The organism is Mesorhizobium sp. P3_A8, from assembly GCF_056402995.1.
In genome coordinates, this window is the sequence record NZ_JBFUGI010000012.1 from 228089 (window position 1) to 240002 (window position 11914).

At 63.6% G+C, this 11914-nt stretch carries 12 protein-coding genes; 5 read left to right on the top strand and 7 right to left on the bottom strand.

All coding sequences use genetic code 11. The annotated features are described in order from the left end of the window. Positions 1-58: 58 nt before the first annotated feature. From AC1DX4_RS26615 to AC1DX4_RS26635, 5 genes are all read right to left on the bottom strand, one after another. On the bottom strand, positions 59-1213 hold the full coding sequence (locus AC1DX4_RS26615) for an ABC transporter substrate-binding protein (protein WP_477223138.1): 1155 nt from the start codon (positions 1211-1213) through the stop codon (positions 59-61). 216 nt (positions 1214-1429) lie between these two features. Then, positions 1430-2341: a LysR family transcriptional regulator gene (locus tag AC1DX4_RS26620; RefSeq protein WP_477223139.1), complete on the bottom strand. Its 912-nt coding sequence runs from the start codon at positions 2339-2341 to the stop codon at positions 1430-1432. 75 nt (positions 2342-2416) lie between these two features. After that, a complete protein-coding gene (locus AC1DX4_RS26625; protein WP_477223140.1) occupies positions 2417-3034 on the bottom strand; it encodes a DedA family protein in 618 nt (205 codons plus the stop codon). Between the two features lie 8 nt (positions 3035-3042). Further along, complete coding sequence (locus AC1DX4_RS26630; protein WP_477223141.1) at positions 3043-3600, bottom strand: class I SAM-dependent methyltransferase; 558 nt, start codon at positions 3598-3600, stop codon at positions 3043-3045. Positions 3601-3630: 30 nt separating this feature from the next. Further along, complete coding sequence (locus AC1DX4_RS26635) at positions 3631-3816, bottom strand: hypothetical protein (protein ID WP_477223142.1); 186 nt, start codon at positions 3814-3816, stop codon at positions 3631-3633. Positions 3817-3935: 119 nt separating this feature from the next. Between AC1DX4_RS26635 and AC1DX4_RS26640 the strand changes: the two genes are divergently transcribed. The 3 genes from AC1DX4_RS26640 (at position 3936) to AC1DX4_RS26650 (ending at position 6483) form a co-directional block, all read left to right on the top strand. Beyond that, a complete protein-coding gene (locus AC1DX4_RS26640; RefSeq protein WP_477223143.1) occupies positions 3936-4610 on the top strand; it encodes a response regulator transcription factor in 675 nt (224 codons plus the stop codon). A 10-nt stretch (positions 4611-4620) separates the two neighbouring features. After that, positions 4621-5982 (top strand): sensor histidine kinase, encoded by a 1362-nt coding sequence (locus AC1DX4_RS26645; RefSeq protein ID WP_477223144.1) that lies wholly within the window; start codon positions 4621-4623, stop codon positions 5980-5982. A 63-nt stretch (positions 5983-6045) separates the two neighbouring features. Next, on the top strand, positions 6046-6483 hold the full coding sequence (locus AC1DX4_RS26650) for a VOC family protein (protein ID WP_477223145.1): 438 nt from the start codon (positions 6046-6048) through the stop codon (positions 6481-6483). A 95-nt stretch (positions 6484-6578) separates the two neighbouring features. Here the strand turns inward: AC1DX4_RS26650 and AC1DX4_RS26655 are convergent, their stop codons facing one another. Continuing rightward, positions 6579-7355 (bottom strand): DeoR/GlpR family DNA-binding transcription regulator, encoded by a 777-nt coding sequence (locus tag AC1DX4_RS26655; RefSeq protein WP_477223146.1) that lies wholly within the window; start codon positions 7353-7355, stop codon positions 6579-6581. Between the two features lie 517 nt (positions 7356-7872). On the opposite strand from AC1DX4_RS26655, the gene AC1DX4_RS26660 reads away from it, so the two are divergent. Continuing rightward, positions 7873-8760, top strand: a complete 888-nt coding sequence (locus AC1DX4_RS26660; protein WP_477223147.1) for a phosphotransferase — start codon at positions 7873-7875, stop codon at positions 8758-8760. After that, positions 8757-11210 carry a GcvT family protein gene (locus AC1DX4_RS26665; RefSeq protein WP_477223148.1) on the top strand — a complete coding sequence of 818 codons (2454 nt, stop codon included), beginning with the start codon at positions 8757-8759 and terminating at the stop codon, positions 11208-11210. Before AC1DX4_RS26660 ends, AC1DX4_RS26665 begins: the two co-directional genes overlap by 4 nt. Here AC1DX4_RS26665 and AC1DX4_RS26670 read toward each other — a convergent pair. Next, complete coding sequence (locus AC1DX4_RS26670) at positions 11207-11839, bottom strand: class I SAM-dependent DNA methyltransferase (protein WP_477223149.1); 633 nt, start codon at positions 11837-11839, stop codon at positions 11207-11209. The genes AC1DX4_RS26665 and AC1DX4_RS26670 overlap by 4 nt on opposite strands. Positions 11840-11914 lie beyond the last annotated feature (75 nt).

Here is an 11914-nt window from a genome sequence, read left to right on the forward strand (position 1 = left end):
GGACAGGCCCCACCCCGACGCTACACGTCGGCCCTCCCCACAAAGGGAGGGTATGGCGTTACCGTCCGCCGATGACGCCGATATAGTCCGACACCCAGCGGTAATAAGGCACGCACTGGTTGTTCTGGGTGGCGCATTTCGAGACCGGCGTCTTCCAGAACTTGATCTTGTCGAAATTGTCGTAGCCGTTGGTCTTGCAGCCTTCCTCGCCGAGCAGTTCGTTGCCCTTGCAGGCGGCGGGCACCACGGGGAGCGAGCCGAACCAGGCCGAGACGTCGCCCTGCACCTTGGGTGACAGCGAATGCTCGAGCCACATATAGGCGCAGTTCGGGTGAGCCGCGTCGGCTTCCATCATGGTGGTGTCGGCCCAGCCAGTGACGCCTTCTTCCGGCACGGTCGAGGCAACCGGCTTCTTGGCGGCAACCAGCGTATTGACCTGATACGGCCACGAGCCCGAGGCGACGACGCCTTCATTCTGGAAATCGTCGACCTGGATGGCGGCGTCATGCCAGTAGCGGCCGACCAGGGTGCGCTGGACGCGCAGCAGGTCGAGTGCCGCCTTGTACTGGTCCTCGTTCAGCTCGTAGGGGTCCTTGATGCCGAGTTCCGGCTTGTGGAACATCAGATAGTTGGCGGCGTCGGCGATGTGGATCGGCCCGTCATAGGCCTGGACGCGGCCCTTGTTGGACTTGCCGTCCGGCAGCTTCATCTCCTCGAAGACGATGTTCCAGCTCTTCGGCGCTTCCTTGAACACTTCGGTGTTGTACATCAGGATGTTGGGGCCCCACTGATAGGGAACGCCGTAATGGACCTTGTCGACGGTGAACCAGGGTGCGTCCTTCAGCCGGTCGTCGACCGCCTTCCAGCTCGGAACGAGATCGGTGTTGATCGGCTGCACGCGCTTGCCGGCGACCAGGCGCAGCGAGGCATCTCCGGAAGCCGTGACGAGGTCGAAGCCGCCCTCGTTCATCAGCGAGACCATCTCGTCCGAAGTGTTGGCGGTCTTGACGTTTACCTTGCAGCCGCTCTCCTTTTCGAAGGCAGTGACCCAGTCATAGCCCTTGTCGGTCTCGCCGCGCTCGATATAGCCAGGCCAGGCAACGATGTTGACCTGGCCTTCGCCCTTGCCGAGTTCCTTGACCTGGGCGATGGCCTGACCCGAGAAGGTCAGCGCGACCGTCAGCGCAGTGCATGACTTCAGGAATGAATTCATCATCGATCTCCCATTTTGGCGGATGACCCCGAAACCGCTCCGGTTTTCGCCAGATCACGCGCGGACTGTAAAACTGCCGGTTCGTCCTGTGGACTTGATGTCGCTCTTGTGGCGGCTTTGGTTCTTGGAACGGAAGGTGCTTGGAAAATTCCGGTTTCGCAAATTCATTTATCAGAAAGGCGATATCGGTTTTTCCGATAGGTTGGCACTCTTCAATCAGGGGCGCTGGCGGACCGTCCGCTGCGACTGGGCAAGGCCGATGAAATCGCGCGCCGCCTGCGGCAGGCCGGAGCCGCGCCGCCAGACCATGCCGACCTGCACCACCGGCAAGGAGCCGGAAACATCGCGCGATTCGATGCGGTCGCCTTCCAGCGACCATGGCCGGTAGACGAGGTCGGGCAAAAGCGCCACGCCGGCGCCGGTGGCGACCAGGCTGCGCACCGCTTCGACCGAGCGGGTGCGGAAGGCGACATGCGGCTTGGCGCCGATCGCCGTCAGCAGCTTGCCGGTGTTCTCCTCGATCTCGTCGACAGTCAGCATGATCAGCGGCTCGCCGGCGATATCGCCAATGCTGATAATGTCGGCGCTGGCGAGCGGATGGCCGAGCGGCAGCCACAGACGGTAGGCCGAGACCTCGAGGATTTCCGACTGCAGCGCGGTGCGGTCACGCAGGTTCGAGGTGACCATAACGGCGATGTCGAGCTTGCCACCGATCAGCAGATGTTCGAGGTAGTCGCCATTGTCCTCGATGGCCGAGACCTCGACGCCCGGATAGGCGCGGCGGTAGCGGGAAAGCAGATCCGACAGCACATAGCCGGCGACCAAAGAGGTGACGCCGAGCTGCAGCCGACCGCCCGCCACCGCCTGCTCGCCGGAGAAGGAGCGGCGCGCGTCCGACACGTCGGCGAGGATCTTGGTCGCGTGGCGCAGGAACTGGTGGCCCTTGTGGGTGATGTTGAGGCCACGCGGATGGCGCTCGAACAATTCGACGCCGAGATCGCTTTCGAGTTCCTTGATCGCTTCGGTGACCGACGATTGCGAAATGGAGAGGTTCTGTGCGGCGCCCGACACCGTGCCTTGCTCGGCGACGGCGATGAAGAACTGCAACTGGCGGATGGTGAAGGCCATGGCCGGACTAAACACCGGCGGCCGAGCGAAGGAAAGCCGATGGCGGAGCTTATCCCATGACTGGCGAGCTGACGCTCAGCCGAGCATCAGCCTGATGCGCCGCCGGCATGCGGGGCCATAGCGCAGCGCCAGCATGAAGGCCGTCTCCAGCGCCACGACGACGACAATGATGCGGAAGCCCACCGTGAAGGTATCCTGGCCACTGCCGTGCAGGAGATAGCCGGTTACGAGAAAGCCGAAGTTCCACAGCGTGGCGCCGAGCAGCGTCGCGGCCGCGAAGGGCAGAGCGGGCAGGCAAAGCGCACCGGCCGCGATCGGCAGGTAATTGCGCACGGTCGGGATGAACTGCGCCAGCAAGGACACTCGGACATGATTGCGCCGGTAGGCCTGGCCAAGCTTGCGGTAGGTCGCAGGGCGCAGGAAGACATATCTGCCGGCACGTTCGATCAGCCTGTCGGCACGGTCAAATCCGATCCGGCGGCCGACCCCATACCAGACAAGGCAGCCGGAAAAGGAGGCAAGCGTCGTCACCGCCAGCAGGATCGCCAGTGTGGACACATCCGGCGCCGCCGTCATGCCGAGGAACAGCAGCAGCACATGCGAGGGCGGGATCGGCAGGATTTTTTCGGTGAAGGCGAGGCAGAAGACGCCGACCAGGCCTAAGTCGAGAATGGCCGACAATGGACCTGTCATGGGACCTGTCATGCGAAGCGCCAATCATAGATTCCCAGCGTCTTGATCCTGGCGACGCGATAGACCGTTGCCGGCGGGAAATTGCGAAAGGTATGGCCGACCCGCGTCACCTCGAGATCGAGCCGGTCGAGCAGCGACTGGTCGAACGGGCAGCGCCGGCCGAGCGTGAACTGATAGAGCGCCCCGCCGGGGCGCAGGTTGGCGAAGACGCCTTCGAGGATGGCAAGCGTCTTGCGCGGCGAAATCAGGCGGAAGGGCAACCCGCTGACAGCAGCACCAACCACCGGATTCTGGAATAGCGACAGATGGCGCAGACCGACGGCATCCATTTCGAAAATACGGGCGGCGGGAAAGCGCCGCATAAGCAGTGCCGCAAAATCCGGATCGGATTCGATCAACGTCAGATCCTCTTCCCTCACCCCGCGTGACAGCAGCGCCCGTGTGAACGGACCGGTTCCGGGACCGAGCTCCAGCACGGGGCCAGTCTCGGGACCGATGTCGCGCGTCATCAAGGCCGCCAGGCTGGAACTGGATGGCGTGACGGAGCCGACCCTGAACGGTGCCACGGTGTCCACGCCATGAGAAAAGACAGAGCATCATTTGCAGACATAACCAACCTCAATTCCCGACGACAGCACGCCAACCAGTTTGGTGTCGCGTTTGATTTCGTTTCGGCGCCGGACCCGAACCTGTTGCTGCATATCCGGGCCCGACGCCTTGACGCCGGCATGGGCGGTTCCTGCCGACCGGCGCTGTTTGCCGGGACTGGATTGCATAGACATTGCGCAACATCGCCGGCGCAAAGAAAGAACTTGCCGGCCTCGGTCCATTCGGCTTTGCCATGTCTACGCAATGTTGGCGCGGTAGCGCCCGAAGCGATGTGAATACCTGGGGATGGTGGATGCGTATCTTGCTGGTCGAGGACGAGCCCGAAATGGTCTCGGCGCTGCGTGCAGCGCTGAAACGTCACGACATGGTGGTCGATCACGCCGGCACATTGCTGGAGGCGGAGGGCTTCATTGCCGTCGACAGCTACGACGTCATCCTGCTCGACCGCCAATTGCCTGACGGCGACGGGCTGCCGCTGGTGCCGAGATTGCGCGCGGCGAAGAACACGACGCCCGTTCTGGTGCTGACGGCGAAGGGCGAAACGTCTGACAAGGTCGACGGGCTGGACATGGGCGCGGACGACTATCTGGCAAAGCCGTTCGCCTTCGAGGAATTGCTGGCCCGCTTGCGCGCGCTGCTCAGGCGGCCGGCGCCGATGCAGTCGCAATTCATCCGCGCCGGGCTTCTTGTACTCGATGTCGGACATCGCGAGGCTGCAATCCGCGGCGAGCCGCTCAGCCTGCCGCGGCGCGAACTCCTGGTGCTGGAGGCGCTGATGCGACGCACCGGCCGCATGGTGCAGCGCGAGGCGTTGATGGAAGCGGTGTTCGGCCTCGACGACGAAATCCAGTCCAACGCGCTCGACACCCATGTCTCGCGTCTGCGCCGCAAGCTAGCCGACGCCGATGCCGGGGTGACGATCAACGGCATTCGCGGCGTCGGCTATCTCCTGCGCGAAACGACGTGAGCGCCGAGCGATGAGTATCAAACGCCCGCGTTCGCTCAAATGGAGCCTGGTGCTGCGCATTGCCTTGCTGCAATGCGCGATGCTGACGCTGATCATCGTCGGCATTCTCGGCGCCATGCTGGCCACCGGCCTCATTCCACACGACTATGAGGACGGTACGATGGACGTGCTGGCGGACGCGGTGGCGCGCGATGCGGGCGGCAAGCTTGTCCTGCGCGAGACCTCGGATCTGACGAAGCTGCGATCCGATGTCCACGACCTCTGGTTCATCATCCGCGACAAGCAGGGGCAGCGGCTGCAGGAGGGCACGGTGCCAGCCATCTTCCAGCCTTTCGTCGGGCTGCTGGACACCATCAGCGATGCGCGTATCGACCATACAATCGGCCAAAGCGCGCCGCCGGAGGGGAAGATCCGCTGGACCGACACCGCTGCCGGCAACGTCCAGATCTTCACCGGCACCAAGGGCGGGCTTTCACTGCTGCGTCTGCTCGGACAGGCGCCGCAGTTCTTCCTGCAGGGCATATTGCCGCTCGCCGGACTGATGGCGCTGGCCACGCTGTTCGCGACGCCCTGGGTGGTGCGCGGCGCGCTGTCGGGCCTTGGCCATGCGGCCGCCGAGGCCGAACGCATCGACATCGACCAGCGCGGCGTGCAGCTGCCGCTGAAGGACGTGCCGATGGAGGTGACGCCGCTGGTGAAAGCGGTGAACGCCGCCCTTGCGCGGCTCGACAAAGGCTATGAACGCCACAAGCGTTTCCTGACCGATGCCGCCCATGAACTGAGGACACCGGTCGCCATCCTCAACACACGCCTGGCTTCGCTGCCGGCAACACCCGAGCGGGCACGGCTGCTGCAGGATGCAGCACGGCTTTCAACGCTGACCGACCAGTTGCTCGACCTGCAGCGCCTCGACCGGCAAGCCGCATCCTTCGAGAAAGTCGACCTCGTGGCCATCGCGCGCGGCGTCATCGTCGACCTCGCGCCGATGGCCTTCTCGGCCGGGTACGAGATGTCGTTCGAGCCGGAACGGGAAACGGTTTTCGCCAGCGGCGATCGCACCGCCATCGAACGCGCCGTGACCAACATCGTCCAGAACGCCATCGAGCATGGCGGCCGCGCGGGCAAGATCACCGTCGGCGTCATCGCGCCCGCCGTCATCGAGGTGCGGGACGAAGGCGACGGCGTGCCACTAGGCGAGCGCGAACGCATCTTCGAGCCTTTCTATCGGCTGCGTCCCCAGGATCATGGCGCCGGGCTCGGCCTCAACCTGGTGCAGGAAATCATGCAACTGCATGGCGGGCGCATCGAGATTTTCGACGGCCAGCCGAGCGGCGCCTGCTTCAGGATGAGTTTTCGCGCCTTGCCCGCATAGCACCGCCGTTGTTGGACCAGTCGACGCCTTGTAGATTGGAACGACACCTTGGAGATTGGAAACATGGCGCTCAAGCGGATGGACAACGTAGGAATCGTCGTCGAAGACCTCGGAGGGACGATTGATTTCTTTCGCGAACTCGGCCTCGAGCTCGAAGGACAGGCCATGATCGAAGGGGAATGGGCCGGACGTGTCACCGGACTGGGCGATCAGCATGTCGAGATTGCCATGATGCGCACACCGGACGGCCACAGCCGGCTCGAGCTCTCCCGCTTCCTCACGCCGCCTGTCGTCGCGGATCACCGAAACGCCCCGGTCAACGCGCTCGGCTACCTGCGCGTCATGTTCACCGTGGACGACATCGACGAGACGCTTGAAAGGCTCCGCACGCGCGGCGCGCAGCTCGTAGGCGAAGTCGCCCAGTATAAAGACGTGTATCGGCTCTGCTACATCCGTGGCCCTGAAGGGCTTCTCATCGGACTTGCCCAAGAACTCAGCTGAATATGTTGATACTCATGCGATGCCGGCCCGCAAATGGCGGCTTTCCGTGCTTCCGGTGCCGACTCGGCCTAACCTGACTCTCAACACACCTTGGCTCAGAACCCGGCTTCGCCGCCGGCGATGCTGAGCCGCGCACCGGCCTGCGCCAGGGCGGCGGCGATGTCATGCGGCGGCGAGCGGTCGGTCGCGAGTTCGGAAAATCCGTCGAAGCCGCAGACCTGGACCAGGCCCTGGCGACCGAATTTGGTGTGGTCGGTGATGACAAGCGAACGCTGGCCGCGCGACAGCACCATGCGGGCGAATTCCGACTCTTCCAGATCATAGTCCATGACACCGGTCACCGCATCGACGGCGCCGGTGGAAATGATGGCATGGCTGACCGAGAAGCGGCTGACGAACTCGATGGCCGAGGTGCCGAACGCAGCACCGGAATCGCTGCGCAGTTCGCCGCCGGCCATATAGACCTTGTTGCCGTTGATGGTGGCCAGCGTGCGGGCGATATCAGACGAGTTGGTGACGACCGTCAGGCGCCGGTGGCCGAGCAGTTCCCGCGCCAGGAACGAGGTCGTGGTGCCGGTGTCGAGCATGACCGATTCGCCGTCGCGGATGGTGGCTGCGACCATGCGGGCAATGACGCGCTTGGCATCGGCATTCTCGCGCATGCGCCGTTCGAACGGCGCTTCGCCGATCATCGACGGCAGGCCGATGGCGCCATGCATCTTCAGAACCGAGCCATCGCTGGTGAGCGGCTTGACGTCGCGGCGCACGGTTTCCAGCGAAACACCCAGCCGATCAGCCAGACTGGCGATGGTGACGGTTCCCTCTTCCTGCAGCAGCCGCAGGATTTCGCCGTGGCGTTTGGAATGGACCATTTGGTTTTCCCGGACTTCGAGTTTTGACCGGTTTTAAGGTAATTCAAGTGCTTTTAAAGGGATTGGAGGCTGCTTTCGGGCAAAACACCCAAAAAAAGTCACATGTTTTTGTTGACAACCGGGCAACCCTGGCGTGAAATCCAGGCATCAACAGGGGTTCGGAGCTGCAAAACGGGAGGGCGATGGCAGAGCCGCAACTCACTGACCAGGCCGCCTTGAATGCGTCTGGCGCAAGGAATTCAGAGATCCGCGGGGGCGGATGCCGGGATCAAAAACCTGGCCAAGGGGCTCGTCGGTGCGGTGCGGGATACCAATCCTGGCGTCCCGCACCGACGAGATTATTTGCGTTTCTCCCCGCCGTCGTTGCGCTGTCCAAGGCGCTTAATGCATGTCGCCCAAAAGTGACCTCGGTTTTGGGAGAACGACATGCATAAAAACAAGAACCTAAAGCGCGTCGCATGGATCTGTTTCAACGCAACGCGCTTTAGTCGAAGCTCAGCAAACCAGGGATGAATCCGTGATTGTCGAAGATCGCATCCGCGCCCTGCCCTGCTGGACCGGGGCCATCGAGATCGCCCCCCTGCCCGGCGGCCTGAGCAACGCCAATTATGTGGTCAGTGACGCTGCCGGACGGCATGTCGTGCGCTTCGGCCAGGATTATCCTTTCCACCATGTCTTCCGTGAGCGTGAGGTGATGACCGCGCGGGCGGCCCATGCCGCCGGTTTCGCGCCGGCTGTGCATTATTCCGAGCAGGGCATCATGGTGACGGCGTTCCTTGGCGCCAGGACCTATCTGGCCGCGGATGTGCGCGCCAATCTTGGCCGCGTCGCGGCGCTGATGCGCGGCTTCCATCGGGAGATGCCCAACCATATTTCCGGCGCCGGCTTCATGTTCTGGGTGTTCCACGTCATCCGCGACTATGCACGCACGCTTGAAGAGGGCGGCAGCCGCAAGCGCAGCGACTTGCCGCGTCTGCTGACGCTGGCCGACGAACTGGAGCGGGCGCAAAAACTGCTGCCGATCGTCTTTGGCCACAACGATCTTTTGCCGGCCAATATCCTCGACGACGGCAGCAGGCTGTGGCTGATCGATTTCGAATATGCCGGCTTCAACACGGCCATGTTCGACCTTGCCGGCGTCGCCTCCAACGCCGGCATGAGCGACGCGGAATCCTTCGCCTTCCTGACCGCCTATTTCATGAAGGAGCCGGACGAGGCAATCCGCCGCTCGCACGCCGCCATGCAATGCGCCTCGCTGTTGCGCGAGGCGATGTGGAGCATGGTGTCGGAACTCTATCTCGACGCGCCCGGCATAGACTACGTCGCCTACACCGAGGAAAACCTGGTTCGGCTCGACGCGGCGCTGGAAAACTACCGGACAAAATACGGGATCCTGAAATCATGACCTTGCCCAGCCAGGCCGCGGTCGTCGTCATCGGCGGCGGCATCATCGGCTGTTCGACAGCCTATCATCTGGCGCGCGACCACAAGGCCGACGTCGTGCTGCTCGAACAGGGCAAGCTGACCTCGGGCTCGACCTGGCATGCCGCCGGCCTGGTCGGGCAATTGCGCTCGTCTGCCTCGATCACCCGCGTGCTCAAATACTCGGTCGACCTCTACAAGGGGCTGGAGGCCGAAACCGGCCTTGCCACCGGCTGGAAGATGACCGGCTGCCTGCGGCTAGCCACCAATGCCGACCGCTGGACCGAGTACAAAAGACTGGCGACGACGGCGAAAAGCTTCGGCATGGACATGCATCTTTTGTCCCCGGCCGAGGTCAAGGCGATGTGGCCGCTGATGGAGACCGGCGATCTCGTCGGCGCCTCCTGGCTGCCGACCGACGGCCAGGCGAGCCCCTCCGACATCACCCAGTCGCTGGCCAAGGGCGCGCGCATGCATGGCGCCAGGCTGTTCGAGGATGTCCGCGTCACCGGCTTCGAGATGAGGAATGGCCGCATCACGGCGGTGAAGACCAACCAGGGCGATATCGCCTGCGACAAGGTGGTGAACTGCGCCGGACAATGGGCGCGGCAGGTCGGCGCCATGGCCGGCATCAACGTGCCGCTGCAGCCGGTCAAGCACCAGTACATCATCACCGAGAAGATTCCGGGGCTGGCGACCGATGCGCCGACGCTGCGCGATCCCGACCGGCGCACCTATTTCAAGGAGGAGGTCGGCGGGTTGGTGATGGGCGGCTACGAGCCGAACCCACAGGCATGGACGACCGGTCTTCCCGGGGGCGACGTGCCCAACGATTGGGAATTCCGTCTGTTCGACGACGACTACGACCACTTTGAGCAGCATATGAGCCAGGCGATCGCGCGCGTGCCGGCGCTGGAAACCGTCGGCGTCAAGCAGATGATCAACGGGCCGGAAAGCTTCACGCCGGACGGCAATTTCATTCTCGGCACAGCGCCCGAATGCGCCAACATGTTCGTCGGCGCCGGCTTCAATGCCTTCGGCATCGCCTCGGGCGGCGGCGCCGGCTGGGTATTGGCGCAGTGGGTGGTCGATGGCGAGGCGCCGCTCGACCTGTGGGTGGTCGACATCAGGCGCTTTTCCAACCTGCACCGCGACCGACAATGGGTGCGCGAACGCACGCTGGAAGCCTATGGCAAGCATTACACGATCGGCTTCCCGCACGAGGAGTATGCGTCAGGCAGGCCGCGCATCGTCTCGCCGCTTTACGACAGGCTGAAACAGCAGCGCGCCGTGTTTGGATCCAAGCTCGGCTGGGAGCGGCCTAACTGGTTCGCGCCCGAAGGCGTCGAGCCGCAGGACATCTATTCGATGGGCCGGCAGAACTGGTTCGCGGCGGTCGGCGACGAACACCGGCATGTGCGCGAGCATGTCGGCATCTTCGACCAGTCGTCCTTCGCCAAATACGAGTTGAGCGGCCCCGACGCCGCCAAGGCACTGGACTGGATCTGCGCCAACGATGTCAGCAAGCCGGTCGGCCGGCTGACCTACACGCAGCTTCTCAACACGCGCGGCGGCATCGAGGCCGACCTGACCGTGGCGCGGCTGGCCGAGGACAAATTCTACATCGTCACCGGCACCGGTTTCCGCACCCATGATGCCTCGTGGATCAGCGACCATATCGGCGAGGGCCTCGATGCCGGGCTGACCGACGTCACCGAGGATTTCGGTACGCTGTCGCTGATGGGGCCGCGTGCTCGCGACGTGCTTTCAGCGGTGAGCGAGGCCGATGTGTCGAATGCCGGCTTCCCGTTCGGCCATGTTCGCGAGATCACCATCGCCAGCCACACGGTTCGAGCGCTGCGCGTCACCTATGTCGGCGAGCTCGGCTGGGAACTGCATGTGCCGATCGCGGCGACAGGCGAAGTCTTCGACGCGCTGATGACGGCGGGCGAGACGCACGGCATCCGCCCGGTCGGCTACCGCGCGCTGGAATCGCTACGGCTGGAAAAAGGCTATCGCGCCTGGGGTTCCGACATCACGCCCAACGACACGCCGCAGGAGGCCGGGCTCGGCTGGGCGGTCAAGTTGCGCAAGAACACCGATTTCGTCGGACGGCGGGCGCTCGAGAAGGTTGGCGGCGCGCCGTTGAAGAAGCGTTTTGCCGGCTTCACGGTCGACAATTCCGAAATCGTGCTGCTTGGCCGCGAGACCATCCTGCGCAATGGCGAACCGGTCGGTTATCTCACCAGCGGCGGCTATGGCTACACGCTGGGCAGGAACATCGGCTATGGCTATGTGCGCAACGGTGACGGGGTGAGCGACGATTTTCTCACCAGGGGCGACTATGAGCTGGTCGTTGCGATGGAACGGACGCCGGCCAAAATCCATCTCGAGCCGATGTACGATCCTTCAGCGGAGAGAGTGAAGGCCTAATTCACCCGCAGGGCGAGACCGCGGCTGGGCACGGTGTCTGCCTCCCCCGGCATGGAGACGTAAGGGCGCGTTTCCTCGGCGCGGGTGACGATGCCTTGCGCTTCGAGTTCAGCGATGCGCGCGGCAAAGCCCTGATCCCACAGCGTGTTCTTGACCGTCAGCACGATCACGCCGCCCGGGCGGCAGACGCGGATCAATTCGTCCAGCCCTTCAACGCCGACATGGCCTGAGGTGAAGACGCCGGCCGAAACGATTCCGGCATAGGCATCGTCGGCAAAGGGCAGCTGGCCACCGAGCGCCAGGCAATGCAGCGCGGTATACACGCCCTTGCGGGCGGCCTGATCCAGCATGCCTTGCGAGATGTCCAGCGCCTCGACTTGCGGATAGCCGGTAATATCAAGCCATTCGCCGATGAGCCCTGTGCCGGCGCCGGCATCGAGCAACGGTGCGGCGCCCCGCGGCAAATGGCGGGCGATCAGAGCGAGGCAGATCGTCGGATGACGGTAACCGGCGGCTGACATATCGGCGTCATAGGTCTGCGACCAGCGATCATAGAGGGCGGCCACTTCCTCCGGCCGCTTCGCGGCATAGGCTGCGCTGAGCGCGCCCAGCTGTTTACCGTCCGTCATCGTTGGTTTGCCGCCTGATCGAGTTGCCTTCGATCAGATCATAGCCAAACGGTGAAAACTGTGGAACCGTCCCGA

Excerpts from the sequence above, each read along its gene's own strand:
- AC1DX4_RS26670 (WP_477223149.1), bottom strand. The coding sequence starts at position 11,839 with ATGACGGACGGTAAACAGCTGGGCGCGCTCAGCGCAGCCTATGCCGCG.
- AC1DX4_RS26625 (WP_477223140.1), bottom strand. The coding sequence starts at position 3,034 with ATGACAGGTCCATTGTCGGCCATTCTCGACTTAGGCCTGGTCGGCGTC.
- AC1DX4_RS26650 (WP_477223145.1), top strand. The coding sequence starts at position 6,046 with ATGGCGCTCAAGCGGATGGACAACGTAGGAATCGTCGTCGAAGACCTC.
- AC1DX4_RS26615 (WP_477223138.1), bottom strand. The coding sequence starts at position 1,213 with ATGAATTCATTCCTGAAGTCATGCACTGCGCTGACGGTCGCGCTGACC.
- AC1DX4_RS26645 (WP_477223144.1), top strand. The coding sequence starts at position 4,621 with ATGAGTATCAAACGCCCGCGTTCGCTCAAATGGAGCCTGGTGCTGCGC.
- AC1DX4_RS26635 (WP_477223142.1), bottom strand. The coding sequence starts at position 3,816 with ATGTCTATGCAATCCAGTCCCGGCAAACAGCGCCGGTCGGCAGGAACC.
- AC1DX4_RS26640 (WP_477223143.1), top strand. The coding sequence starts at position 3,936 with ATGCGTATCTTGCTGGTCGAGGACGAGCCCGAAATGGTCTCGGCGCTG.
- AC1DX4_RS26665 (WP_477223148.1), top strand. The coding sequence starts at position 8,757 with ATGACCTTGCCCAGCCAGGCCGCGGTCGTCGTCATCGGCGGCGGCATC.
- AC1DX4_RS26620 (WP_477223139.1), bottom strand. The coding sequence starts at position 2,341 with ATGGCCTTCACCATCCGCCAGTTGCAGTTCTTCATCGCCGTCGCCGAG.
- AC1DX4_RS26655 (WP_477223146.1), bottom strand. The coding sequence starts at position 7,355 with ATGGTCCATTCCAAACGCCACGGCGAAATCCTGCGGCTGCTGCAGGAA.